The organism is Variovorax sp. 10N432, from assembly GCF_056394465.1.
Genome location: NZ_JBFTHX010000005.1, coordinates 98,758 through 124,338, shown reverse-complemented (window position 1 = coordinate 124,338; position 25,581 = coordinate 98,758). Strand labels below are relative to the sequence as shown.

24 protein-coding genes are annotated in these 25,581 nt (G+C 67.9%); 1 reads left to right on the top strand and 23 read right to left on the bottom strand.

Annotated features, from left to right (window positions below; translation table 11 throughout):
- The gene (gene cyoA, locus AC1DF3_RS08240) at positions 1–1,062 is read right to left on the bottom strand and encodes a ubiquinol oxidase subunit II (RefSeq protein ID WP_286535574.1); all 1,062 of its coding nucleotides are present in this window, start codon (positions 1,060–1,062) and stop codon (positions 1–3) included.
- A gap of 146 nt (positions 1,063–1,208) precedes the next feature.
- On the opposite strand from cyoA, the gene AC1DF3_RS08235 reads away from it, so the two are divergent.
- Positions 1,209–2,549 (top strand): MFS transporter, encoded by a 1,341-nt coding sequence (locus AC1DF3_RS08235; RefSeq protein WP_286535575.1) that lies wholly within the window; start codon positions 1,209–1,211, stop codon positions 2,547–2,549.
- 10 nt (positions 2,550–2,559) lie between these two features.
- On the opposite strand, the gene AC1DF3_RS08230 is transcribed toward AC1DF3_RS08235, so the two are convergent.
- The 22 genes from AC1DF3_RS08230 to gyrA form a co-directional block, all read right to left on the bottom strand.
- Entirely contained in the window at positions 2,560–3,111 is a 552-nt protein-coding gene (locus AC1DF3_RS08230) for a DedA family protein (RefSeq protein ID WP_478139322.1), read from the bottom strand.
- Between the two features lie 12 nt (positions 3,112–3,123).
- Positions 3,124–3,459 (bottom strand): monovalent cation/H(+) antiporter subunit G, encoded by a 336-nt coding sequence (mnhG, locus tag AC1DF3_RS08225; protein WP_286526313.1) that lies wholly within the window; start codon positions 3,457–3,459, stop codon positions 3,124–3,126.
- 82 nt (positions 3,460–3,541) lie between these two features.
- Positions 3,542–3,820 carry a K+/H+ antiporter subunit F gene (locus AC1DF3_RS08220; protein WP_286535577.1) on the bottom strand — a complete coding sequence of 93 codons (279 nt, stop codon included), beginning with the start codon at positions 3,818–3,820 and terminating at the stop codon, positions 3,542–3,544.
- Complete coding sequence (locus AC1DF3_RS08215) at positions 3,817–4,311, bottom strand: Na+/H+ antiporter subunit E (protein ID WP_436411548.1); 495 nt, start codon at positions 4,309–4,311, stop codon at positions 3,817–3,819. Before AC1DF3_RS08215 ends, AC1DF3_RS08220 begins: the two co-directional genes overlap by 4 nt.
- Complete coding sequence (locus AC1DF3_RS08210; RefSeq protein WP_478139321.1) at positions 4,308–6,008, bottom strand: monovalent cation/H+ antiporter subunit D; 1,701 nt, start codon at positions 6,006–6,008, stop codon at positions 4,308–4,310. The genes AC1DF3_RS08215 and AC1DF3_RS08210 overlap by 4 nt, the downstream gene beginning before the upstream one ends.
- A complete protein-coding gene (locus AC1DF3_RS08205; RefSeq protein WP_301805514.1) occupies positions 6,005–6,358 on the bottom strand; it encodes a Na+/H+ antiporter subunit C in 354 nt (117 codons plus the stop codon). The genes AC1DF3_RS08210 and AC1DF3_RS08205 overlap by 4 nt, the downstream gene beginning before the upstream one ends.
- Complete coding sequence (locus tag AC1DF3_RS08200) at positions 6,358–9,297, bottom strand: monovalent cation/H+ antiporter subunit A (protein ID WP_478139320.1); 2,940 nt, start codon at positions 9,295–9,297, stop codon at positions 6,358–6,360. The genes AC1DF3_RS08205 and AC1DF3_RS08200 overlap by 1 nt, the downstream gene beginning before the upstream one ends.
- A gap of 42 nt (positions 9,298–9,339) precedes the next feature.
- Positions 9,340–9,717: a fluoride efflux transporter CrcB gene (crcB, locus tag AC1DF3_RS08195; protein ID WP_286535582.1), complete on the bottom strand. Its 378-nt coding sequence runs from the start codon at positions 9,715–9,717 to the stop codon at positions 9,340–9,342.
- Between the two features lie 16 nt (positions 9,718–9,733).
- Entirely contained in the window at positions 9,734–11,035 is a 1,302-nt protein-coding gene (locus tag AC1DF3_RS08190) for a TRAP transporter large permease (protein WP_286535583.1), read from the bottom strand.
- The gene (locus tag AC1DF3_RS08185) at positions 11,028–11,534 is read right to left on the bottom strand and encodes a TRAP transporter small permease (protein ID WP_301805524.1); all 507 of its coding nucleotides are present in this window, start codon (positions 11,532–11,534) and stop codon (positions 11,028–11,030) included. Before AC1DF3_RS08185 ends, AC1DF3_RS08190 begins: the two co-directional genes overlap by 8 nt.
- A 20-nt stretch (positions 11,535–11,554) precedes the next feature.
- The gene (locus AC1DF3_RS08180; RefSeq protein WP_286535585.1) at positions 11,555–12,523 is read right to left on the bottom strand and encodes a TRAP transporter substrate-binding protein; all 969 of its coding nucleotides are present in this window, start codon (positions 12,521–12,523) and stop codon (positions 11,555–11,557) included.
- 172 nt (positions 12,524–12,695) lie between these two features.
- On the bottom strand, positions 12,696–13,061 hold the full coding sequence (locus tag AC1DF3_RS08175; RefSeq protein WP_286535586.1) for a ComEA family DNA-binding protein: 366 nt from the start codon (positions 13,059–13,061) through the stop codon (positions 12,696–12,698).
- A gap of 107 nt (positions 13,062–13,168) precedes the next feature.
- Positions 13,169–14,353: a lipopolysaccharide assembly protein LapB gene (gene lapB / locus AC1DF3_RS08170; RefSeq protein ID WP_286535588.1), complete on the bottom strand. Its 1,185-nt coding sequence runs from the start codon at positions 14,351–14,353 to the stop codon at positions 13,169–13,171.
- On the bottom strand, positions 14,343–14,660 hold the full coding sequence (locus AC1DF3_RS08165) for a LapA family protein (protein ID WP_286526303.1): 318 nt from the start codon (positions 14,658–14,660) through the stop codon (positions 14,343–14,345). The genes lapB and AC1DF3_RS08165 overlap by 11 nt, the downstream gene beginning before the upstream one ends.
- Positions 14,661–14,692: 32 nt before the next feature.
- Positions 14,693–15,010 (bottom strand): integration host factor subunit beta, encoded by a 318-nt coding sequence (locus AC1DF3_RS08160; RefSeq protein WP_286508188.1) that lies wholly within the window; start codon positions 15,008–15,010, stop codon positions 14,693–14,695.
- A 68-nt stretch (positions 15,011–15,078) separates the two neighbouring features.
- Positions 15,079–16,764 carry a 30S ribosomal protein S1 gene (rpsA, locus tag AC1DF3_RS08155; RefSeq protein ID WP_286526302.1) on the bottom strand — a complete coding sequence of 562 codons (1,686 nt, stop codon included), beginning with the start codon at positions 16,762–16,764 and terminating at the stop codon, positions 15,079–15,081.
- A gap of 162 nt (positions 16,765–16,926) precedes the next feature.
- The gene (locus tag AC1DF3_RS08150) at positions 16,927–18,921 is read right to left on the bottom strand and encodes a bifunctional 3-phosphoshikimate 1-carboxyvinyltransferase/cytidylate kinase (RefSeq protein ID WP_478139319.1); all 1,995 of its coding nucleotides are present in this window, start codon (positions 18,919–18,921) and stop codon (positions 16,927–16,929) included.
- Between the two features lie 2 nt (positions 18,922–18,923).
- Positions 18,924–19,802: a prephenate dehydrogenase gene (locus AC1DF3_RS08145; RefSeq protein ID WP_286535591.1), complete on the bottom strand. Its 879-nt coding sequence runs from the start codon at positions 19,800–19,802 to the stop codon at positions 18,924–18,926.
- An 82-nt stretch (positions 19,803–19,884) separates the two neighbouring features.
- Complete coding sequence (gene pheA, locus AC1DF3_RS08140; protein WP_286535592.1) at positions 19,885–21,003, bottom strand: prephenate dehydratase; 1,119 nt, start codon at positions 21,001–21,003, stop codon at positions 19,885–19,887.
- Between the two features lie 113 nt (positions 21,004–21,116).
- Positions 21,117–22,184: a 3-phosphoserine/phosphohydroxythreonine transaminase gene (serC, locus tag AC1DF3_RS08135; protein WP_478139411.1), complete on the bottom strand. Its 1,068-nt coding sequence runs from the start codon at positions 22,182–22,184 to the stop codon at positions 21,117–21,119.
- A gap of 50 nt (positions 22,185–22,234) precedes the next feature.
- The gene (locus AC1DF3_RS08130) at positions 22,235–22,819 is read right to left on the bottom strand and encodes a DUF2059 domain-containing protein (RefSeq protein ID WP_286535593.1); all 585 of its coding nucleotides are present in this window, start codon (positions 22,817–22,819) and stop codon (positions 22,235–22,237) included.
- Positions 22,816–25,467 (bottom strand): DNA gyrase subunit A, encoded by a 2,652-nt coding sequence (gene gyrA / locus AC1DF3_RS08125; protein WP_286535594.1) that lies wholly within the window; start codon positions 25,465–25,467, stop codon positions 22,816–22,818. Before gyrA ends, AC1DF3_RS08130 begins: the two co-directional genes overlap by 4 nt.
- Positions 25,468–25,581 lie beyond the last annotated feature (114 nt).

The following is a 25,581-nucleotide window of genomic DNA, read 5'->3' as shown; positions in this document are numbered from 1 at the left end:
TTATTCTTCTCGGATGCGGGCGGTGGAAAGCGGAAGCGAAAGTCCGGCGGGGTCGTTGACGCTGCACATGGCCGTCACGTAGGTGCGGGGCGGGATGCCGGCGTCGGGCTGCCAGGGGCGCGGCGAGACGTTGTAGGCGCCGACCTTGCCGAGGCCGCCATCGGCGTCGATGGCCATCATCTGCTCCATGCACATCTTGTTGCGGTCGACGCAACGGTTGACGATCGCATGGTAGAGGTCGGGCTCGACGCTGGCGAAGCGGCGCACGGGGTCGCGCTCGCTGGGGCGCTCGAGTTCGAGGTAGGCCGCGCGGGTCAGCGCGCCGCCGGCGGTCTTCGACTTCTGGACCCAGGCCTCGAAGTCGGGCTCGCTCACGCCATGGAAGCGGAAGCGCATGCCGGAGAAGCCGGCGCCGCTGTAGTTGGCCGAGAAGCCTTCGAAGTCACCGGGCTTGTTGATGACCGCGTTGAGCTTGGTCTCCATGCCCGGCATGGCGTAGATCTGGCCGGCCAGCGCCGGGATGAAGAAGGAGTTCATCACCGAGGAGGCGGTGATCTTGAAGACGATCGGACGGTCGATCGGCGCCGCCAGCTCGTTCACCGTGGCGATGCCCTGCTCCGGGTAGATGAACAGCCACTTCCAGTCGAGGGCCACCACCTCGACGGTCAGCGGCTTGACCTCGGACGGCACCGGGCGCCCGGGCTCGATGCGGCGCAGCGGGCGGTAGGGGTCGAGGGTGTGGGTGCTGATCCAGGTGATCGCGCCGAGGGCGATGATGATCAGCAGCGGCGCGCCCCAGATCGCCAGTTCGAGCTCGGTGGAGTGGTCCCAGTCGGGCGAATAGTTCGCCTCCTTGTTCGTCTGCCGGTAGCGCCAGGCGAAATAGATGGTAAGACCGATCACCGGCACGATGATCAGCAGCATCAGGACCGTGGAGACCACGATCAGCTGGCCTTGCTGGCGCGCGATGTCGCCGGACGCATTGAACAGCACCATGTCGCAGCCCGCCAACAGGGCGAGCGGGAGCAGGAGCAGTCCGCGGAGTTTCTTGAGGGGAGGCATGCCGGAGGATGAGCGTTTGGTGCGCAAAGGGACCACAATCTACTTCGTTTGGCGACTGCGGGATATTGGACGTTTTGTCCTATGGCGGCAATCTCGATTCAGTGAGACCCTCGGGGAATCCAGTTGAACACGACCCAAAAGCAGAAATGACGACGTCCAGCATCAGTCCCGGCGGCTCCTCGCCGCTGCACGACACTCAGCACGACAGCCCCGACGCCGCCTCGGACCATTCGCCGATCGCCCCGGGCGAGATCGCGGTCGGCGTGATCATCGGCCGCGCCTCCGAGTATTTCGACTTCTTCGTCTACGGCATCGCCTCGGTGCTGGTGTTCCCGGCGGTCTTCTTCCCGATGGAAAACCGCCTCGAGGGCACGCTCTACGCCTTCGTGATCTTCTCCTTCGCCTTCATCGCCCGGCCCTTCGGCACCGTGGCCTCGATGGCGATCCAGCGCCGCTTCGGGCGCGAGGCCAAGCTGACGGCGGCGCTGTTCATGCTCGGCATCTCGACCGCAGGCATCGCCTTCCTGCCGGGCTACGCGAGCATGGGCTTCGCCTCGATCATCGCGCTGTCGATCCTGCGCGTCGGCCAGGGCATCGCGCTCGGCGGCTCCTGGGACGGCCTGCCCTCGCTGCTGGCGCTCAATGCGCCGCCGAACCGCCGCGGCTGGTACGCCATGCTGGGCCAATTGGGTGCGCCAGTTGGCTTTTTCGTCGCCAGCGCCCTGTTCGCGTTCCTGTATTCCAGCCTGTCGACCGAGGACTTCCTCGATTGGGGTTGGCGTTACACCTTTTACGTCGCGTTTGCGATCAATGTCGTGGCGCTGTTCGCCCGGCTGCGGCTGGTGGCCACCAACGAATACGACCGCCTGCTCGAAGAGCGCGAGCTGGAGCCGGCCAGCGTGGTCGAGATCACCCGTTCGCAGGGCTCCAACCTCGTCATCGGCGCCTTCGCCGCCCTGGCCAGCTATGCGCTGTTCCACCTGATCACGGTGTTTCCGCTGTCGTGGATCACCCTCTACTCCACCCAGTCGGTGAGCGAATTCCTGGTCATCCAGATGGTCGGCGCGGTGCTCGGTGCCATCGGTATCGTGATCTCCGGCGTGATCGCCGACCGCATCGGCCGCCGCAACACCCTGGGCAGCCTGGCGGTGGCGATCGCCGTGTTCAGCGGTTTCGCCCCGACCTTGCTCGACGGCGGCAAGCTCGGCCAGGACGTCTTCATCCTGGTCGGCTTCGTGATCCTGGGCCTGTCCTATGGCCAGGCGGCCGGGGCGGTGACAGCCAATTTCGAGTCGCGTTACCGCTACACCGGCGCCGCGCTGACGGCCGACCTGGCCTGGCTGATCGGCGCCGCCTTCGCGCCGCTGGTGGCGCTGGGCCTGTCGGCCAACTTCGGCCTGGGCTATGTCAGCGTCTACCTGCTGTCGGGCGCGCTGTGCACGCTGGCCGCGCTGCGGGTCAACAAGGCGCTCGAAATCCGGGACTAGCGCGGCGCCACTACCGCCGCGCGTGCCACTGGCGCCACAGCGCCAGGGCCAGCGTGATCACCAGCGCGCCGAGGATCAGTTGATGCTCGTACGGCTTCAGGTGGCCGATCGCCGCGTGCAGCCAGCCCGTCAGCTTGAGCCCGAACACGCTCACGATGGCCGCCCACAGCAGCGCGGCCACGGCGTCGAGCACTGCAAAGAGCGGGGCCCGCATCGGGCCCATGCCCAGCGTCGCCGGCAGCGCGATGCGCAGGCCCCAGGCGAAGCGCATCAGGAAGATCGTCGCCACCGGATGCCGGTCGACGAAGCCGTTGACCCGTTCGATGTGGGCCCGCAGCTTGGGCCGGCTCGCCAGCAGTGCGGCGCCCTTGCGGCGCCCCAGGTGGAAGTAGAACTGGTCGGTCAGGAACGCCGCCGCCGCACCGCAGGCGATCAGCGGTCCCAGCGAGAGGTAGCCCTGGTGCACCGCGAAGGCGCCCAGCATCAGGATCGTCTCACCCTCGAAGATGCCGGCCACGAAGACCACGATGTAGCCGTATTGCTGGAGCAGCTCGGACAGCATCGGAAGGTGGCCTCAGCCCGGCGGCGGGACGTCGCTTTTCTTCTGCCGCTCGCGGAACAGCGCCGCACGCATCAGGAAGATGGTGGTGACCGGCGCGGTGAGGGCGACGAAGAGGGCGATCAGCACCGCGTGCAGGAACAGGCTGCGCCCCTGCACCGAGAAGTAGATGATGGTGGCCAGCGTCATGCACCAGACGCCGAGCGTCGCGCCCAGCGTGGGCGCGTGGATGCGGCGGAAGAAGGTCGGGATGCGCACCAGGCCGAAGGAGCCGATGGCGGCGAACGCGGCGCCGACCACCGCGAAGACTGCAGTCAGCACCTCGGCCCACAGTGGCAATGCCTCATTCATTGCAGCCCCCACGCTCGGCACTTCGTGTCCTCGCTGCCCCCCGAGGGGGCGCGAGCTTGCTTGGGGCGGCCCGGCGCGGCGCTCATTCGATCACCTCCCCGCGCAACAGGAACTTGGCGATCGCCGTCGACCCGACGAAGCCGAACAGCGCGATCAGCATCGCGGCCTCGAAGTAGACGTTGCTCGCGTAGACGATGCCCAGCACCAGCATCATGAGCATGCCGTTGATGTAGAGGCAGTCGAGCGCCATCACCCGGTCTTGCGCGGTCGGCCCGACGAGCAGGCGGAACAGCGCGCACAGCATCGCCACCGCCAGCAGCATCAGCGCCAGCTTGAGGGCCCAGAAGAGCACGGGCGTCATGATTCGAAGATCTCCATCAGCGGGGCTTCATAGCGGGTCTTGACCATGGCGATGAAGGCCGGCACGTCGTCGAGGTCGAACACGTGGATCAGCAGGGTCGAGCGGTCGAGCGCGATCTCGGCCCAGGCGGTGCCGGGCGTCAGGCAGATGATCATGGCCAGCACCGCGAGCGCGTTGGGGTCGCGCATCTCGAGAGGCACGCGCACGAAGCAAGGCGACATCTGTGCGCTGCGGCGGGTCAGCAGCAGGCGCGCGACGCTCAGCGCCGACTCGACCAGGTCATGGGCCACCACACCCGAGAGCCGCAGCGCCACCGCCGGGCGGCGCATGTGCGCGCGGGCCGGCCGCAGCGACTGGGTCAGCAGCGGCACCGCGATCGCGAGGATCGCCGCCAGCAGCAGGGTGGCGGCATCGAGCGACTGGTTCAGCAGCAGCCACACCACGAACAGCGCGATCGACAGCGACGGCGCCGGCAGCCAGCGCGCGATCATTTCGCAGCTCCCGGCTTGGCGGGCGGATTGGGCACCTGCGCCGCACCGAGCACGGCCCGGCGGTAGGCGGTGGGCGAGAACAGGCCCTCGGCGGTTGCGGCCGCGTGGTGCATCACCGGGCCGGCTTCGATCGTCAACGCCAGGCAGGCGGCCAGCAGCGCCGCGACCGGAAGCACCTCGAGGGCTGGCAAGGCCGGCAAGGTGGCGTGGGCCTGGGTCCAGAAATGCCGGATGCCGGTACGGCCCAGCGCCAGCAGCGAGAAAAGGCCCGAGAACATCAGCAGCCCGAGAAAGACCCAGCCCGCCGGCGTGACGTGCTCGGCGCCGAGCAGGCCCGACAGCATCGCGAACTTGCCGACGAAGCCCGACAGCGGCGGCATGCCCGCCAGCAGCAGCGTGCAGCAGACGAAGCTGAGCCCGAGGAAGGCGACGCCGGCCGGGATGGCGCGGCCGTAGAGCGCCTGTGCATCGTCGTCGAGGTTGACGTCGTCGAGCCGGCGCAGGTCCTTGGACAGGAAGGGCGCGTCGCCCGCCGCCTCGTGCGGCGCGATGCTCCGGCCCTCGTTGCGCCAGCGCTCGATCATGTCGATGAGCATGAAGAAGGCGGCCACCGCCAGGGTCGAGGTCAGCAGGTAGTACAGCGCGCCGGCCCATATCGCGGGCTGGCCGAAGCCGATCGCCGCCAGCAGCGTGCCGGCCGAGACCAGCACGCTGAAGCCGGCCAGGTTCGACAACCGCTGGGTCCCCACGATACCGAAGGCGCCAACGAACAGCGTCGCCATGCCGATCGTGGTCAGCACGCCCTGGCCGACTTGCGCCGAGGCGCCGGTGTCGGGTGCGAACAGCACGGTCCAGAGCCGCAGGATGGTGTAGATGCCCAGCTTGGTCAGCAGCGAGAACACCGCCCCCACCGGGGCCACCGCCGCGCTGTAGGCCGGCACCAGCCAGAAATTGAGCGGCCAGGCCCCGGCCTTGGCGAAGAAGGCCGTCCCGAGGATGGCCGCGGCCGCGTGCACCAGCCCGCGGTCGGCGGGATCCAGCTGCGCGATGCGCACGCCCAGGTCGGCCATGTTGAGCGTGCCGGTCACGCCGTAGAGCAGCGCGGCGCCGACCAGGAACAGCGACGAGGCGGCCAGGTTGATGGCCACGTAGTGCAGCCCCGCCTGCACCCGCAGCCGCCCCGAGCCGTGCAGCAGCAGCCCGTACGACGCGGCCAGCATGACCTCGAAGAAGACGAACAGGTTGAACAGGTCGCCGGTGAGGAAGGCGCCGTTGAGCCCCATCAGCTGCAGCTGCAGCAGCGGATGGAAATGGACGCCCGCGCGGTCCCAGCGCGAGGTCGAGTAGATCGAGGCGGCAAAGGCGACCACGCCGGTCAGCGCGACCATCATGGTCGACAGCCGGTCGGCCACCAGCACGATGCCGAAGGGCGCGCGCCAGTTGCCCGGCAGGTAGACGCCGATCGAGCCGGGGCCGCCGCCGGTGTCTGGCGCGTTGACCCAGCGCAGCAAAGCCAGCGCGGTCAAGAGGCCGATCAGGCCCGAGGCCACGCTGAGCGCCGACTTGCTGCGGCGGTGTTCCTCGCCGAGCAGCAGCATCAGGGCGGCGGTCAGCATCGGCACCAGGATCGGCACCGCGATCAGGTGCGGCATGCTGAACTCGAGCAGCCGGTCGAGGAAGGCGAAGAGCTCGTTCATTCCTGCGCCTCCGTGCGTTCCCTGCCGTCGACGTGGTCGGTGCCGGTCAGGCCGCGCGACGCCAGCAGCACGACCAGGAACAGCGCCGTCATCGCGAAGCCGATCACGATCGCGGTCAGGACCAGCGCCTGCGGCATCGGATCGGCGGTGTTGGCGAGCGTCGCGACCAGGCCCGGTTCGAGCACCGGCTCGCTGTCGACCTTGAGCCGCCCCATGCTGAAGATGAACAGGTTGACGGCGTAGGAGATCAGGGTGAGGCCCATGATCACCTGGAACGTGCGCGGACGCAGCAGCAGGTACACGCCCGACCCGGTGACGATGCCGATGGCGATGGCGAGCACGACTTCCATCAGGCGGTCGCTCCGGCTTCGGCCGCGACGCGCGCGGCCTCCCGCTCGGCCTGCTCGTCGGACCAGCGATGGCTGCGCACCGACTGGTGGGCCAGCGCGGTGAGGATCAGCATGGTCGCGCCGAGCACCAGCGAGAACACGCCCATGTCGAAGAACAGCGCGCTCGGCACGTGAACCTCGCCGAGCAACGGCAGGTGCAGGTGTGCGGTGTGCGTGGTGAGGAACGGATAGCCGAGCACCACCGCGCCGCCGCCGGTGGCCAGGGCCAGCAGCAGGCCGACCGCGATCCAGCGGCGCGGATAGATCCGCAGGTGCTCCTCGACCCACTCGGTGCCCGAGACGATGAACTGCAGCAGCAGCGCCACCGACATCACCAGACCGGCGACGAAGCCGCCGCCCGGCTGGTTGTGGCCGCGCATGAAGAAATAGACCGAGACCAGCACCGACAGCGGCAGCAACAGCCGCACCAGCACCGCCGGCACCATCAGGTAGCCGACGGCCGTGTCCTTGGCCCGGCGCGGATTCAGCAGGTCGCTGCTGCCGTCGGCCGGCTGCAGCCGCTGCTGGATCGGCAGCGCCATCGACTCGATCGCCGGCCGGAAGCGCCGCAGCAGCGCATACACCGTCAGCGCGACCACCCCGAGCACCGTGATCTCGCCGAAGGTGTCGAAGCCGCGGAAGTCGACCAGCATCACGTTGACCACGTTGCTGCCGCCGCCCAGGAACAGCGCGTTGTCGAGGAAGAAGGGCGAGATGCTGAGCGGGAACGGCCGCGTCATGACGCTCCAGGCGATGGCCGACATGCCGGCGCCGGCGGCGATCGCGATGGCGAGGTCGCGTCCGCGCCGGCTCCAGTGGCGCAGTGGCGCGCCGACCGGCTCCGACTTGGCGCTGCGCATCGGCAGCCAGCGCAGCCCGAGCAGGATCAGCACCGTGGTGACGGCCTCGACCACCAGTTGCGTCAGCGCCAGGTCGGGCGCCGAGAACCAGATGTAGGTGATGCAGCACACCAGGCCCGCGCCCGAGGCCAGCATCAGCGAAGCGAGCCGGTGGAACTTGGCCTGCCAGGCCGCGCTCACCGCGCAGGTGGCGCCGATCAGCCAGGTCATCGCGAACATCGGGGAGAAGGTGAGCAGTTCGCGCGAGCCGCGCGCGACCGGCGTGACCCAAAGTGCCGCGCCGGCGCCTGCCAGCGCCACGGCGACCAGCAGCAGCAACTGCATCTGCAGCCGGCGGGTGCCGAGCAGCCGGCGGCTGCGGCGGCCGGCTTCGCTGAGGCGCGCCATCAGGTTCTCGAAGATCCGCTGGCCGTCGAAGTAGTGCAGCAGCGGCGTGGTCGAGAGCACGCCGCGAGCGCGGCCGTGCCGCTGCAGCAGGTAGAGCAGGGCGCCGCCCGCCAGAGCGATGAAGCTCATCAAGAGCGGCAGGTTGAAGCCGTGCCATAGCGCCAGGCTGTAGGCCGGCAGCTCGCCGCCGACCACCGGCGCCGCTGCGGCGGCCAAGAAGGCACCGACCGACCAGGCCGGCGCAATGCCGACCACCAGGCAGATCAGGACCAGCAGCTCGGCCGGCACCCGCATCCAGTGCGGCGGCTCGTGCGGCGTCTTCGGGACATCGGACCCGCATGGCGGACCGAAGAACACATCGAACACGAAACGGGCCGAGTAGGCGACGCTGAAGATCCCGGCGATCGTGGCGATCACCGGCAGGCCGCGGTCGACCCAGACGTTCGACTGGATGAAGACCGTCTCGGCGAAGAACATCTCTTTCGACAGGAAGCCGTTGAGCAGCGGCACGCCGGCCATCGAGGCGCTGGCGATGATCGCCAGCGTGCCGGTGATCGGCATCAGCTTCATGAGGCCGCTGAGCTTGCTGATGTCGCGGGTGCCGCTCTCGTGGTCGATGATGCCGGCCGCCATGAACAGCGAGGCCTTGAAGGTCGCGTGGTTCATGATGTGGAACACCGCCGCGACCGCCGCCAGCGGGCTGTTGAGCCCGAGCAGCAGCGTGATGAGCCCGAGGTGCGAGATGGTCGAATAGGCCAGCAGCGCCTTCAGGTCGCGCTGGAACATCGCGATGTAGCCGCCCAGCAGCAAGGTGATCGCGCCGGCGCCGCCGACCAGCCAGAACCAGGGCTCGGTGCCCGACAGCACCGGCCACAGCCGCGCCATCAGGAACACGCCGAGCTTCACCATCGTGGCCGAATGCAGGTAGGCCGAGACCGGCGTCGGTGCCGCCATCGCGCGCGGCAGCCAGAAGTGGAAAGGAAACTGCGCGCTCTTGGTGAAGGCGCCCAGCAGCACCAGCACCAGCGCGGCGGGATAGAGCGGGTTGGCGCGGATCAGGTCGCCCGAGGCCAGCACCATGTCGAGGTCATAGCTGCCGACGATGCGCCCGAGGATCAGCACCCCGGCCAGCAGGCAGAGCCCGCCGGCGGCGGTGACCGTGAGCGCCATGCTGGCGCCGCGCCGGGCATCGCGCCGGTGGTGCCAGTAGCCGATCAGCAGGAACGAGAACAGGCTGGTGAGCTCCCAGAACATCACCATCTGGATCAGGTTGCCCGACAGCACCACGCCCATCATGGCGCCCATGAAGGCGAGGAAGAACGAGAAGAAGCGCGGCACCGGGTCGGAGGCCGACATGTAGTAGCGTGCGTAGAGCACCACCAGCGCGCCGATGCCCAGCACCAGCATGCAGAACAACCAGGCGAAGCCGTCCATGCGGAACGTGAGGTCGAGCCCGAGCACGGGCAGCCATTCGACCCGCTGGCGGATCACGTTGCCGTTGGCGAGGCTCGGAAAGAACCAGGCGGCCTGGATCGCGCAGCCCAGCGCGACCAGCCCGGCCAGCGTCGATTCCCGGTTGCGCGCATCCGATGGCAGCAGCGCGGCGAGCACGCTGGCGACAAAGGGAAGGGCAACGAGGAAGACAAGGGGCATTGCGGTCGATTCTATCGACCGGCCCCGCGGCAATTCCCCAGGTCAGGCCATGAAATGCTGCACCGTCCGGATGCCGAGCCAGGTGAGGGCCAGCGAGCCCGCCACGTGCAGCATCGCGGTGCCGAATGCGAGACCCAGGCGGCCCTGCATGAGCATGGCGACGACTTCGGCGGAGAAGCTCGAGAAGGTGGTCAGTCCGCCCAGGAAGCCGGTGATCAGCGCGAGGCGCCAGACCGGGTCGAGTTGCGGCATCGCCTGGAAGCTCGCGACGGCAATGCCGATGAGGTAGCCGCCGACCAGGTTGGCGGCCACGGTTCCCCAGGGCAGCGAACCCGGCGGCGACAACCACAGGCCGAGGCCCCAGCGGCTCAGTGCGCCGATGGAGGCACCGGCGGAGATGGAGAGGACGTGAACGAGCATGCGGGCCGCGATGTTCTCACGGCGCCATCTGCTGCGGCAACCAGGTCACGAGCTGCGGTATGAAGTAGATGATGAGCACCGCCGCCACCATGAGGAAGAACATCGGCAGCGTCACGCGTGCGATGTAGATCAGGTCGCGCCCGGTCATGCCTTGCAGCACGAACAGGTTGAAGCCCACCGGCGGAGTGATCTGCGCCATCTCCACCACCAGCACGATGAAGATGCCGAACCAGACCGGGTCGATGCCCGCTGCGGTCACGGTCGGCATGATCACGCCCATCGTCAGCACCACCATCGAGATGCCGTCCAGGAAGCAGCCGAGCACGATGTAGAACACCGCCAGCATCAGGATCAGCTGGAACTTCGACAGCCCGAGCGAGCCGATCCACTCGGCCAGGTGCCGCGGCAGTCCGATGTAGCCCATCGCCAGCGTGAGGAACGCGGCTCCCGCGAGGATCAGCGCCATCATGCAATAGAGCCGTGTCGCGCCCAGCAGCGATTCCTTGAAGGTGCCCCAGGTCAGCGAGCGCTGCAGGCCCGAGATGACCAGCGCGCCGACCACGCCCACCGCGGCGGCTTCGGTGGCGGTCGCGATGCCGGCGTAGATCGAGCCGAGCACCGAGAGGATCAGCAACGCGACCGGGATCAGGCTCAGCGAGGCGCGCAGCTTGTCGCCGAAGGGCATCGGCGGATCTGCGGGCGGCACCCGGTCCGGATGAAGCAGTGCCCAGATGGCGATGTAGCCGGAGAACAGCAGGGCCAGCAGAATGCCGGGCACCACGCCGGCGATGAAGAGCCGCGCGATCGAGACGTCGGCGCTGACGCCGTAGACGATCATGATGATCGAAGGCGGAATCAACAGGCCCAGGGTGCCGGCGCCCGCCAGCGTGCCGATCACCATGTCGTCCGGATAGCCGCGCCGCTGGAGCTCGGGCAGCGTCATCTTGCCGATCGTCGCGCAGGTGGCGGCGCTCGATCCCGACACCGCGGCGAACACGGCGCAGCCCGCGACGTTGGTGTGCAGCAGGCGCCCGGGCAGGCTCTGCATCCAGGGTGCGAGACCCTTGAACATGTCCTGCGAGAGCCGGGTGCGGAACAGGATCTCGCCCATCCAAAGGAACAGCGGCAGCGCGGTCAGCGTCCAGCCCGAGGCCGAGCCCCAGATGGTCACCGCCATCGCGTCACCGGCGGGCCGGGCGGAAAACAGCTGCATGCCGATCCAGGCGACGCCCGAGAGCGTCAGGCCGATCCAGACGCCGCTGCCGAGGATCAGGAACAAGGTGAGGATCAGCAGGCCTGCGGTGGCGATGTCACTCATGGCGCAGCGCCTCGGCGTTGGCTTGCAGCGGGCGCCCGTTCCACTCGACGAAGAACTCGTCGACCGCGGCGATCGCGAACACCACGGCACCGACGGCCATGCCCAGCTGCGGCAGCCACAGCGGCGTGGCGTCGTTGCCGGTGGAGATGTCGTTGTAGCCGTGCGATTGCCAGGCCAGGCGCACGCTGTAGAAGGCGAACAGCGCCGCCAGCAGCGCCCCGACGCCGCAGGCCCAGCGTTCCAGCCAGCGGCGCCCGGCCGGCCCCAGCCGCGAGACGATCAGCGTGACGCGGATATGCTCGCCGCGCTTCAGCGTGTGGGCCAGCGCCAGGAAGCCGGTGCCCGCCATCAGGTAGCCGGCATAGGCGTCGATGCCCGGGATGTTGAAGTACAGCTGCCGTCCGATGATCGACAGCAGCACCATGGCCAGCAGTCCGACCATGAAAAGCGCCGCCAGGGCGGCGGCGCTGTCATAGAGAAAGTCGAGTGTCTTGCGCATTGGGGGCCAGGCGTTCGCCCTTACATCTTCTTGTAGGCGTCGACCACGCTCTGACCCTCGGGGCCGGCTTTCTCGAGCCATTCCTTGATCATCGTGTCGCCCACTTTCTTCATGTCCGACTTGAGCTGGGCGGAGGGAACGTGAACGGTCATGCCGTTCTTCTTCAGCAGGTCGAGGTACTCGAGGTTCTTCTTCTTCGACAGTTCCCAGCCGCGCTTCTCCGCCTCGGCGCCGGCCTTCAGCAAGGCCTCCTGCGATGGCTTGTCCAGCGCGTCGAAGGCCTTCTTGTTGACCAGCACCGCGTTCTTCGGCAGCCAGGCCTGCGTGTCGTAGAAGTTCTTGATGTATTCGTAGGTCTTGGTGTCGTAGCCGGTCGATCCGGAGGACATGTAGGACTCGATCACGCCGGTGGCCATGGCCTGCGACAGCTCGGCCTGCTGCACCGTGACGGGCTGGGCGCCGACCAGTTCGCCGATGCGTGCGGTCGCGGGGCTGTAGGCGCGCCACTTGACGCCCTTCAGGTCGGCGGCCGAGGCAATCTCCTTCTTGACGAAGATGCCCTGCGGCGGCCATGCGACCGCGTACAGCAGCATGATGCCCTGCTCGGCCAGCTTCTTCTCGAGCACCGGCTTCTGGGCCTGATAGAGCTTCCAGGCCGCGTCGTAGCTGTCGGCCAGGAACGGGATGCCGTCGGCACCGAACATCTGCCATTCGTTCTGGTAGTTGACCAGCAGGATCTCGCCCATCTGCGCCTGGCCGCCCTGCACCGCACGCTTGATCTCCGGTGCCTTGAACAAGGCCGCATTCGAATGCACCGTGATCTTGAGCTTGCCGGCGCTCGCCTTGTCCACGTCGCTCGCGAACTGAGTGATGTTCTCCGTGTGGAAGTTGGTTGCGGGGTAGGCCGTGGGCAGGTCCCACTTGGTCTGCGCGAAGGCGGCGGCGCCGAGGGTCAGGCCAGCGAGGGCAATGCCGAACTTGTGATGCATGGACTCTCCAGAAGGTGCGGAAGTAGAAAGGCGATCGGCAGCATACGTGCAAATATCGGGCCACTGCTCGGGCCTTTCCCTGCCACGGCAGTCCCGATGGGCGACTGGCTCGGGCCACGAAAAAGCCGCCCGGAGGCGGCCTCGTGTTGTTGTCCGGCGTGGCCGGAACGGTTCAGGGCTTGGCTGCGGCCTTGACCGGCGCCGGCGCCGCTGCGGCCTTGCCCGCCGCCTTCGGCTCGACCTTCGCCGCCGTGACGGCGGGCGCCGCCGGCGCGCCGAAGCCCTGGCCATCGATCGTCAGCCCTTCGGCCGACAGCTGGGTCGCCGCCTTGTCCTTCACGCCTTTGACCCGGCTCATGAAGTCGGCCCAGTCCTTGAACGGCGCCTCCTTGCGGGCGTCCGTGATGCGCTTGGACATGGCCGGGCCCACGCCCTTGATCCCGAGCAGCTCCGCCTCGGTGGCCTTGTTGGCATCGACTGCGGCCCAGGAGCCGACAGCAAACAGCATGGCCGCGATGGCCACTATCTTCTTCATCATCTTTTTTCTCTCCCTGACATGGTGTGGGAGGTGCCGAAGCACCCCGCCGCGCGCCGAGTGCGCCCGGCGCGGACCATGATATCGGCGAAGCGCCTCGGCAGGGGCGGTCAGAGTTCCTCGACGCGCCGTGGGGGGTAGCTGTCCCAGGCCTGGCAGCCCGGGCAGTGCCAGAAGTACTGGTGGGCCTCGAACCCGCAGGCCGCGCAGCGGTAGCGCATCAGCGGCCGGGTGGCCTGGTCGAGCGAGCGCTGCACCTGCGGGTGGAATTGCTCGTGTTCGAAACGCTCGCCGGCCAGCCAGCGCGAGGCCGCCACCAGCGAGGGATGGTGCGCCAGATGGGCGATGTAGCCGTCGCGCGGCTGCGCCGAGATCGCCGCATCCGAGGGCGCATCGTCGGGCAATGCCGGCGTGCCGCCCAGCGCGATGATCGCCTCGAGCACATCGATCGATGGCGACGCCACGTAGCGCCGCTGCAGCAGGGCGAGCGCCTCGCCGGAGCGCTGCGAAGCCACGGCGGCCTGCTGCATCGCCGCCGCGTACAGGGGCAGCGCCAGCGGCGCGGTCTCGCTCAGTGCCGCCAGCGTGTCGAAGGCTGCCGCCGCATCGCCCTTGCGCAGTTGCAGCGTGGCGCTGTCGATGGCCGGCCGCGGCGCCTCGGGCGCCAGCGCGACGGCCTGCTGCAGCAGCCGGCCCGCGCCCCCGAGGTCGCCGGCGGCCACGCGTTCGGCCGCCTGTTCGCACAGATGGTGGGCCCGGCGGGTGCCGTAGCTGGCTTGGTCGGATTCATCGAGCTTCTGTGCCACGTCCTCGGCCTGCGCCCATTCGCGCGAACGTTCGTAGATGGCGAGCAGCGAGAGCCGGGCCTCGTTCTCGTAGCGCGTGCCTTCGAGCTTCTGCAGCGCGGCCTCGGCGCGGTCGAGCAGCCCGGCGCGCAGGAAATCCTGCGCCAGCGCGTGCTGCGCGCGGTCGCGATCGGCGCGGCTCAGATCGCCCCGGCCCAGCAGGTGCTCGTGCACGCGGACTGCGCGCTGGTATTCGCCCCGGCGCCGGAACAGGTTGCCCAGCGCGAAATGCAGCTCCTGCGTGTCGGGGTCGTTCTGCACCGCCTCGATGAAGGCGTCGATGGCCTGGTCCTGCTGCTCGTTGAGCAGGAAGTTCAGGCCGCGGAAATAGGCCTTGGGCGCCTGGCGGTTCTCGATCCTGAGCTGCCGCAGGTCGAAGCGCGAAGCGAGCCAGCCGAGCACGAAGGCGATCGGCAGGCCGAGCAGCAGCCAGCTGAAATCAAAGTCCATGTTGGCGAACGGCGGGCAGGTCGGTGGTGGCAGGCGCGGGCGGCGCCGCGGGCGAGGCCGTCGTCGGGGCGACCGGGGCGGCCGGTCGCTGGGCGGCGGCGCTGCGGTGTTTCCACCAGCCCGGCAGCATGCCGAGCGCGCCGACCACCAGGCCGCCGGCAAAGGCGGCCAGCACCACCAGCACCAGCGGCGCGCGCCACGAGGTGCCGAAGAAGAAGTAGACGGTGGCGTCGTGCTGGTTGTTCAGCGCGAAGGCGAAGAGGGTAAAAAAAATGGCTGCCTTGAGCAGCCACAGGAGGTATTTCATGCGGGTCCCCGATGGCCGGGGAATTCTATGCCTCAGCGGGCCTTGTTCTTCTCGGCGTCGAGGATCGCGGTCTGGGCGTCGACCGCCTCGCGCAGGGCCTTGCCCGGCTTGAAGTGGGGCACCCGCTTCTCGGGGATCTGGACGCTCTCGCCGGACCGCGGGTTGCGTCCGATGCGCGGCGGGCGCCGGTTGACCGTGAAGCTGCCGAAGCCGCGGATCTCGATGCGGTGCCCGCGCACCAGCGCGTCGCCCATGGCGTCAAGAATGGTCTTGACGGCGTATTCGGCATCGCGGTGCGTGAGTTGCGCAAAGCGGGCTGCGAGTTCTTCGACGAGATCGGAGCGGGTCATGGCAAGAAATGTAGGCGAAAAAAAAGACAGGGTGGCGCCCGGCGCCGACCCTGTCCCCGGGACCCGGATTACTTGTCCGAGTTGTCCAGCTTGGCGCGCAGCAGGGCGCCCAGGCTGGTCGTGCCCGCGTTCTCGCGTGCCGACTGCTGGCTCAGGCTGGCCATGGCGCCTTGCTCGTCGACCATGTCCTTCTGCTTGATCGACAGCTGGATGTTGCGGGTCTTGCGATCCACATTGACCACCACGGCCGTGACTTCGTCGCCTTCCTTGAGCACGTTGCGTGCATCTTCCACGCGGTCGCGGGAGATTTCGCTGGCGCGCAGGTAGCCGATGATGTCTTCGCCGAGGTCGATTTCAGCGCCGCGGGCGTCCACGGTCTTGACCTTGCCGGTCACGACCTGGCCCTTGTCGTTCACGGTCGTGAACGTGGTGAACGGATCGCTGTCGAGCTGCTTGATGCCCAGCGAGATGCGCTCGCGGTCGACGTCGACGGCCAGCACGATCGCTTCGACTTCCTGGCCCTTCTTGTAGTTGCGAACGGCGGTCTCGCCGGTTTCGTTCCACGAGAGGTCGGACAGGTGGACCAGGCCGTCGATGCCGGCAGCCAGACCCACGAAGACGCCGAAGTCGGTGATCGACTTGATCGGGCCCTTGACGCGGTCGCCGCGCTTGGTGTTCTGCGCGAACTCTTGCCACGGGTTGGCCTTGCACTGCTTCATGCCCAGGCTGATGCGGCGCTTGTCTTCGTCGATCTCGAGGACCATGACTTCGACTTCGTCGCCGAGCGAGACGATCTTGTTCGGCGCGATGTTCTTGTTGGTCCAGTCCATTTCGGAGACGTGCACCAGGCCTTCGATGCCGGGTTCGAGTTCGACGAACGCGCCGTAGTCGGCGATGTTCGTGACCTTGCCGAACAGGCGGGTCGATTGCGGGTAGCGGCGCGAAACACCCATCCACGGGTCGTCGCCCATTTGCTTCAGACCCAGCGAGACACGGTTCTTCTCGGTGTCGAACTTGAGGATCTTGGCGGTGATTTCCTGGCCGGCCTGCACCACTTCGCTCGGGTGGCGGACACGGCGCCATGCCATGTCGGTGATGTGCAGCAGACCGTCGATGCCGCCGAGGTCGACGAACGCACCGTATTCGGTGATGTTCTTGACGACGCCGCGCACGACTGCGCCTTCCTTCAGGGTTTCCATCAGCTTGGCGCGTTCTTCGCCCATGCTGGCTTCGACCACGGCACGGCGCGACAGCACGACGTTGTTGCGCTTGCGGTCGAGCTTGATGACCTTGAATTCGAGGGTCTTGTTCTCGTACGGGGTCAGGTCCTTGATCGGACGGGTGTCGATCAGCGAACCCGGCAGGAAGGCGCGGATGCCGTTGACCAGCACCGTGAGGCCGCCCTTGACCTTGCCGCTCGTGGTGCCGGTGACGAAGTCGCCGGATTCGAGGGCCTTCTCGAGCGCGAGCCACGAAGCCAGACGCTTGGCGGTGTCGCGCGAGAGGATGGTGTCGCCGTAGCCGTTTTCGACGCTGCCGATGGCCACGGAAACGAAATCGCCGGCCTGGACTTCGAGCTCGCCCTTGTCGTTCTTGAACTCTTCGATCGGCACGTAGGCTTCGGACTTGAGGCCTGCGTTGACGACGACGTGGTTGTGTTCGACACGCACGACTTCGGCGGTGATGACCTCACCGGTGCGCATCTCCGAACGCTTCAGGGATTCTTCGAATAGGTCGGCAAAAGATTCAGACATGTGTTTTTCCTTCCGTCACGCAGGGTTTGCAGCGGCACTATTGCAGCTGGCTTGGATCTGACGACGGCGGTTGTGTGGGCATGAAGCCCGGTTAGGGTTGAACAACCAGCAGGGCCGATGCGCTGTCGCGCGGCGGGGACCCGGCTGGATCGAAAACACCGTTCAAGCGGACTCGAACGGCTGTACTTCCTGCCACCAGGCAAGCACCTGCACGACCGATTGCTCGATCGTCTGGTGCGAGTTGTCCAGGAGGCGGGCATCAGGCGCCGGCTTGAGTGGCGCGACGCTGCGGGACGAGTCCCGAAGGTCACGCGCTTCCAGGTCGGCGCGAAGACTGTCGATTGTAGTCGAAATACCCTTTGAAATCAACTGCTTATAGCGCCGTTCGGCACGGTGGGCGGCGCTCGCCGTGAGGTAGACCTTGAGCCCGGCGTCCGGGAAGATCACGGTGCCCATGTCGCGGCCGTCGGCCACCAGGCCCGGCAGGCGCCGGAAGCTGCGCTGCAGGGCCAGCAGGGCAGCCCGCACCGCCGGCAGCACCGAGACGCGCGAGGCGTCCATGCCGGCGGCCTCGGTGCGCAAGTCCTCGCTCACATCCTCGCCTGCCAACAGCACCTTGCCCTCGTTGAACACGAGAGGCAGGGCCCGCGCCAGGTCGGCGATGCGGGCCTCGTGGGCGGGTTCGGCGTCGAGTCCGGCGCGCCGCATCGCCAGCCCGGTCACGCGGTAGAGCGTGCCCGAGTCCAGGTAGTGATAGCCGAGCCGCCGTGCCACCTCGACAGTCAGCGTGCCCTTGCCCGAGGCGGTCGGGCCGTCGATGCAGATCACCGGCACCTCGGGCGCATGGGCGACCGAGAACAGGGTCTCGAAATAATCGGGGAAGGTCTTGGCGACGCAGTGCGGATCGAGGATGCGCACCGCGACGCCGTCCGGATTGAAGGCCGCCAGCGAAAAGCACATCGCCACCCGGTGGTCGTCGTAGGTCTTGATGCTGGCCGGCCGCCAGCTGCCGGCCGGCAGCGGGTGGACGCGGATGAAGTCGGGGCCGTCCTCGACCGTGGCCCCGAGCTTGCGCAGCTCGTTGGCCATGGCGTCGATGCGGTCGGTTTCCTTGACGCGCCAGCTGGCGATGTTGCGCAGCGTGCTCGGGCCATCGGCGTAGAGCGCCATCACGGCCAGCGTCATCGCGGCATCGGGAATGTGGTTGGCGTCGAGGTCGATGGCCCGGAGCGGCCAGGCGCCGCGCGAGATCGCCAGCCAGTTCGGGCCGCTGTCGACCCTGGCGCCCATCTGGCGCGCGGCCTCGATGAAGCGGATGTCGCCCTGGATCGATTCGGCGCCGACGCCCTCGATCCGGATGCCTGTTCCTTCGGCGATGGCGCCGAGCGCGATGAAGTAGCTGGCCGACGACGCATCGGCCTCGACGTGGATGTCGCCCGGCGAGCGGTACTGGCTGCCGGCCGGAATCGTGAAGCGCTGCCAGCCCTCGCGCTGCACGGTGATCCCGAAGCGCGCCAGCAGGTTGAGCGTGATCTCGATGTAGGGCTTGGAGATCAGTTCGCCGACCACGTCGATCACGATGTCGCGCCGGGCGGCTAGGGGCAGGGCCAGCAGCAGCGCGGTCAGGAACTGGCTGGAGACGTCGCCGCGGACGCGGATCGGGGCGTCGAGCTGCAGGTCGTCGAGCGCGACCGGATGGATCTGCAGCGGCGGATAGCCCGGGTTGCCGAGGTAGTCGACACGGCAGCCGAGCTGGGTCAGGGCGTCGACCAGGTCGCCGATCGGGCGCTCGTGCATCCGCGGCACGCCGCGCAGCTCGAACTCGCCGCCCAGCAGGGCCAGCGCGGCGGTCAGCGGCCGCATCGCGGTGCCGGCGTTGCCGAGGAACAGCGACGCCGAGGGCGTCTTCAACCGGCCGCCGAGCCCTTCGATGCGCAGGGTGTCGCCGGCGCGCTCGACGCTGCAGCCGAGCGCGGCCAGCGCATCGAGCATGACCCGCGTGTCGTCCGAATCGAGCAGGTCGTGCACGGTCGTCGTGCCGCTGGCCAGTGCCGCCAGCAGCAGCACGCGGTTGGAAATGCTCTTGGAGCCCGGCAGCCGGACGGTGCCGGCGGCCGCGTCCAGCGGCGGGATGTCGAGGAAGGGGGTCGTGAACATGGTCAGTCCGGCGAGGCGGCCACGCCGGGCTGCCACAGGGAGCGAGTGCCGCTCGCCGCCGCGATCGCGTCTTCCAGCTCCTGGGCGTTGCCGGTGCGCACCAGCGCCTCGAGGTGGGCCAGGGCCTCGCGGAAGCCCTGGGCCTGCAGCAGCACCTGCTCGCGGTTGGCCAGCAGGACGTCGCGCCACATGGTCGGGTCGCTGGCGGCGATGCGCGTGAAGTCGCGGAAGCCCGGGCCCGCCAGTTCGAGGAAGCGGCTCCCCTGGGGGTGCGCGGTCATGGCGTTGATGAAGGCGAAGGCCAGCAGGTGCGGCAGGTGGCTCACGGCCGCGAAGGCGCTGTCATGGGCCTCGGGCGTCATCGTCACCACCTTGGCACCGATGGCGGTCCAGACCTTGGAGGCCCGCTGCACGTTCGAGCGCAGCGTGGCCTTGACCGGCGTGAGCACCACCTGGCGCCCGGCGTACAGGTCGGCATCCGCATGCTCGACCCCGGCAACCTCCTTGCCGGCGATCGGGTGGGCCGGGACGAAGGCGCCGATCTGGTCCTGCAGGCCGCGCCGCGCCGCCTCGATGACGTCGCCCTTGGTCGAGCCGACGTCCATCACGAACATCTTGTCGTTGATGCCGTGGCGGATCGCCTTGAAAGTCTGCTCGGAAGCGCCGACCGGGACCGCGATCAGCACCAGGTCGGCGCCCGACATCGCCAGCAGCGCCGATGGCGCCGCGACGTCGATGACACCAAGCTGCCGGGCGCGTTCGGTGGTCGAGGGCGACTTGCTGTAGCCGACCACCCGCTTCACCAGTTTCGCGCGCTTGAGCGCCAGCGCGAACGAGCCGCCCATCAATCCGCAGCCGATCAGGCCCAGTTGTTCGATCATCGTCAGTGCCCGCCCGGCCGCCCGAAGGGCACTGAGCGCGCCCTCGGGGGGCAGCGATACGCGAAGCGATGAGCGTGGGGGTTCATGCCGTGATGGGGTAGGCGCCGAGAACCTTGTAGAACGCGCACAGCTTGCGCAGTTCGACGAGCGCGGCGGCCACGTTGGGCTGCGAGGGATGGCCGTCGAGGTCGATGTAGAAGTAGTACTCCCACTGGCCGGTGCGGGCCGGCCGCGACTCGAAGCGGGTCATCGAGACGTTGTTGGCCTTGAGCGGCACCAGCAGGTCGTGCACCGCGCCGGGCTGGTTGGGCACCGACACCACGAGGCTGGTGCAGTCGCGCCCGGTCGCCGGCGGCATCGCCAGCGTCTGCGGCAGGCAGATGACGGCGAAGCGGGTGCGGTTGTAGGAGTCGTCCTGGATCGCGTGGGCCACGATGTGCAGGCCGAAGCGGGTGGCCGCGCGTTCGCTGGCCAGGCCTGCCCAGGCCGGGTTGCCGGCCGCCAGCCGGGCGCCTTCGGCGTTGCTCGACACGGCGCGCCGCTCGGCGTTCGGCAGGTGCTTGGCGAGCCAGGTCTGGCACTGGGCCAGCGCCTGCGGATGGGCCAGCACCGCCTCGATGCCCTCGAGCGAGTTGCTCGAACGCAGCAGGTGGTGGCGCACCAGCAGGCTGACCTCGCCGACCACGTGGGTCGGCGAGTGCAGGAACAGGTCGAGCGAGCGCGTGACCACGCCCTCGGTGGAGTTCTCGACCCCGACCACGCCGTACTGGGCGCTGCCGGCGGCGGTGGCATGGAAGACCTCGTCGAAGCTGGCGCAATAGACCAGGTCGGCGGCGCCGCCGAAGTACTCGACCGCGGCCTGCTCGCAGAAAGTGCCTTCGGGGCCGAGCACGGCGACCCGCTGCGGCGATTCGAGCGCCAGGCAGGCCGACATGATCTCGCGCCAGATGGCGGCCACGTGCAGCGCCTTCAGCGGGCCGCCGTTGCTCTGCTGCATCTTCTCGATCACCTGGGCCACGCGGTCGGGCCGGAAGAACGGCGTGCCCTCGCGCTTCTTGACCTCGCCGACCTGTTCGGCCACGCGGGCGCGCCGGTTCAGGAGGTCGAGGAGCTGCTGGTCGAGCGAGTCGATCTGCACGCGCAGATCGGCCAGGCCGGGGGAGGTTTCGGGGGTGGAGGGCGGTGTGGCTGGTGCGGTCATTGGTCAAGTGCTCGGTGTCTGCAGGTCCCTAGGCCGGCGCCGGGCCGCCCCAAGGCGGCCTGCGGCCCCCTCGGGGGGCAGCGACACACGCAGTGAGGAGCGTGGGGGTCAGATCAGGCACGCGACCGTTCGAATTCTCGCATGTAGGCCACCAGCGCCTGCACGCCGGCCAGCGGCATGGCGTTGTAGATGCTGGCGCGCATGCCGCCGACCGACTTGTGGCCCTTGAGCTGCAGCAGCCCGGCCTCGCGGGCGCCGGCCAGGAAGGCCTCGTTGCGGCTTTCGTCGGCCAGGAAGAAAGGGACGTTCATGCGCGAGCGGCAGCTGGGGTCGACCTTGTTGGCGTAGAAGTCGGAGCCGTCGATGAAGTCGTACAGCAGCCGCGCCTTGGCGACGTTGCGCGCCTCCATGGCCGCGATGCCGCGCAGTTCGCCTTCCTGCTGCTCCCGCAGCCACTGGAAGGTCAGGCCGGCGATGTAGATGCCCCAGGTCGGGGGCGTGTTGTACATCGACTGGTTGTCCGCCACCGTCTTGTAGTTGAAGGCGCTCGGGCAGATCTGGAGCGCGTGGCCGAGCAGGTCGTCGCGCACGATCACGATCGTGAGGCCGGCCGGGCCGAGGTTCTTCTGGGCGCCGCCGAAGGCCAGGCCCACGCGCGACCAGTCGACCGGGCGCGACGCCACGTGCGACGAGAAGTCGATCACCAGCGGTGCCTTGCTGCCGAGCGCGGCGAGGTCGGGCAGCTGCTGGAATTCGATGCCGTTGATGGTCTCGTTGGTGCAGACGTGGACGTAGGACGCATCGGACGAGAGCTGCCAGCCGGCCGGATCCGGCAGCCGCGTGTGGCCGTCCGCCGCATTGCTCGCCACCACCTTCGCCTCGCAGTAGCGCTGGGCTTCCTTGTGCGACTTGATGCTCCAGCTGCCCGTGAGGACGAAGTCGGCACGCGTGCCGCGCGACAGGTTCATCGGCACGATCGCGTTCTCGCCCAGCCCACCGCCCTGCATGAACAGGATGTGGAACTGCGACGGTACCGCGAGCAGTTCGCGGATGTCGGCCTCGGCCTGCGTGCAGATCGCGCCGAACTCCTTGCCGCGATGGCTCATTTCCATCACGCCCATGCCGCTGCCGTGCCAGTCGAGCATCTCGGCGGCGGCGCGCTGCAGCACCGCCTCCGGCATCGCGGCCGGACCGGCGGAGAAGTTGTACGGGCGCGGACCCGCGGGCTTCGTCACTTCTTGGCAGGCGCCTTGGCGGGCGCTGCGGGCTTGCCGGCACCAGCGGCTCCGCCGGTCGGTGCGCCCAGGGCCTTGGCGACGCTGGCGTCGAGCGCGACCATCTTCGGCTCGATCGTGGCGCGGGTGTCAGCCACCAGCTTTTCGGTCAGGGCGGTCTGCAGCTTGGGGTTGACCTCCTGGTACTTCTTGCTCAGCGGCGAGCTGATCCAGGCCATGAGCTGCTTGAGTTCGTCTTCGCTGAAGTTCTGCTCCATGATCGGGGTCAGGGCGCCCGGTGCCAGTTGCACGGCCTTGTCGCGCACGATCGGGTAGGCCTCGTCGAAGTACTTCTTGAGTTCGGCATCGGCGGCCTTGGCGGCGGCTTCGCGCTTCTCGGCCGGCACCTGCGTCTGCAGGTACTGGGAGCCGGCCTGGGCGATCGGGGCGCTCGACTGTTCGACCAGTCCGCGCGCCAGCGATTCGATGCCGGGGCGCTGCATGTCGATGAACTGCTTGATCAAGGTCGCCTTGTCCTGGGCCATGGCCAGCGAGCTGCCGGCAAGCGCGGCCGTGAGGAGCGCGAGTTTGATTTTTTTCACTGAGGGTTCTCCGTTGAAGGGGGGGTGGAAGTGTCGTCGTCGGCGCCGGGTTCATTCTCGATATTCGCGTCATTCTCGACGATGCGCTGCAGCCCGCTGAGCTTGGCGCCTTCGTCGAGTCCGATCAGGGTGACGCCTTGCGTCGCTCGCCCCAGTTCGCGGATTTCGGAGACTCGGGTGCGCACGAGGACACCCTTGTCGGTGATGAGCATGATCTCGTCATCGGCATGCACGAGAGTCGCCGCCACCACTTTGCCGTTACGTTCACTTTGTTGAATCGCGATCATGCCCTTGGTTCCCCGGCCGTGACGCGTGTACTCGGTAATGCTTGTACGTTTTCCGTAACCGTTTTCGGTCGCGGTGAGCACGCTCTGCTCTTCGTCCTCGGCCACCAGCATGGCGATCACGCCCTGGCCGTCTTCCAGCGTCATGCCGCGCACGCCGCGGGCGTTGCGGCCCATCGGGCGGACGTCGTTCTCGTCGAAGCGCACCGCCTTGCCGCCATCGGAGAACAGCATCACGTCATGGGCGCCGTCGGTCAGGGCGGCACCGATCAGGTAGTCGCCCGGGTCGAGGTCGACCGCGATGATGCCGGCCTTGCGCGGGTTGCTGAATTCGTCGAGCGCGGTCTTCTTGACCGTGCCCATCGAGGTCGCCATGAAGACGTACTGGTTGGCCGGGAAGGTGCGTTTCTCGCCGGTGAGCGCCAGCACGACGTTGATCTTCTCGCCTTCCTGCAGCGGGAACATGTTGACGATCGGCCGTCCGCGCGAGCCGCGCGAGCCCGCCGGCACCTCCCAGACCTTGAGCCAGTAGAGCCGGCCGCGGTTCGAGAAGCACAGGATGTAGTCGTGCGTGTTGGCGATGAACAGCTGGTCGATCCAGTCGTCTTCCTTGGTCGCCGTCGCCTGCTTGCCGCGGCCGCCGCGCTTCTGGGCCCGGTACTCGCTGAGCGGCTGGCTCTTGATGTAGCCGCTGTGCGACAGGGTCACGACCATGTCGGTGGGCGTGATCAGGTCCTCGGTCGAGAGGTCGAAGGCGCTGTGTTCGACCAGGCTGCGGCGGGCGCCCAGCTTGCTCTGGCCGAACTCCTGCTTGATCGCGCCGAGCTCGTCGCCGATGATCACCGAGACCCGCTCCGGCTTGGCCAGGATGTCGAGCAGGTCGTCGATCTCGGCCATCACGTCCTTGTATTCGGCGACGATCTTGTCCTGTTCGAGGCCGGTCAGGCGCTGCAGGCGCATCTGCAGGATTTCCTGGGCCTGGGTGTCCGACAGCTTGTAGAGGCCGTCGGCGTGCATGCCGTATTCGCGCTCGAGGCCGTCCGGCCGGTAGTCGTCGGCGTTGATCACGCCGCCATCGGCGCGGGTGCGGGTCAGCATCTCGCGCACCAGCTTGCTGTCCCAGGCGCGGCTCATCAGCTCGGCCTTGGCGACCGGAGGCGTCGGCGCGTTGCGGATGATCGCGATGAATTCGTCGATGTTGGCCAGCGCCACCGCCAGGCCTTCGAGCACATGGCCGCGCTCGCGCGCCTTGCGCAGGGTGAACACGGTGCGGCGAGTGACCACTTCGCGGCGGTGCTGCAGGAAGACCTCGATCAGGTCCTTGAGGTTGCAGAGCTTCGGCTGGCCGTCGACCAGCGCCACCATGTTGATGCCGAAGGTGTCCTGCAGCTGGGTCTGCTTGTAGAGGTTGTTGAGCACCACCTCGGGCACTTCGCCGCGCTTGAGCTCGATCACCAGCCGCATGCCGGACTTGTCGGATTCGTCCTGGATGTGGCTGATGCCTTCTATCTTCTTCTCGTGCACCAGCTCGGCCATGCGCTCCTGAAGCGTCTTCTTGTTGACCTGGTAGGGCAGCTCGTCGACGATGATCGCCTGCCTCTGGCCACGGTCGATGTCCTCGAAGTGGCACTTGGCGCGCATCACGACCTTGCCGCGGCCGGTGCGGTAGCCGTCCTTGATCCCATTGATGCCGTAGATGATGCCGGCGGTGGGGAAGTCGGGCGCCGGCACGATCTCCATCAGGTCGTCGATGCTGGCGTCGGGGTGGCGCAGCAGGTGCAGGCAGGCGTCGACCACCTCGTTCAGGTTGTGCGGCGGGATGTTGGTCGCCATGCCGACCGCGATGCCGCCGGCGCCATTGACCAGTAGATTTGGCAGTTTGCTCGGCAATACCAGCGGCTCTTTTTCGGAGCCGTCGTAATTGGGGCCGAAATCGACTGTTTCCTTGTCGATATCTCCCAGCATTTCGTGGGCAATTTTGGCCAGCCGGATCTCGGTATAGCGCATGGCGGCCGCCATATCGCCGTCGACCGAGCCGAAATTGCCCTGACCGTCAACCAGCATGTGGCGCATCGAGAAGTTCTGCGCCATCCGAACGATGGTGTCGTAGACCGACTGGTCGCCGTGCGGGTGGTACTTGCCGATGACGTCGCCGACGATACGGGCCGACTTCTTGTAGGGCCGGTTCCAGTCGTTGTTGAGCTCGTGCATGGCGAAAAGCACGCGCCGATGCACCGGTTTGAGGCCGTCCCGGGCGTCCGGAAGGGCGCGCCCGACGATCACGCTCATGGCGTAATCCAGGTAGCTGCGACGCATTTCCTCTTCGAGGCTGATGGGCAGTGTTTCTTTGGCGAACGAGGTCATGGGCGGCACGCTGACGGCAAGGGAGGCGGAATTTTACGCTGTGGACGGTGTCGCACCGCCGCAACACAAGGCCGGTATTCCGCCTCCGTCCTACGTTTCCGGGGCGTCTGCGGG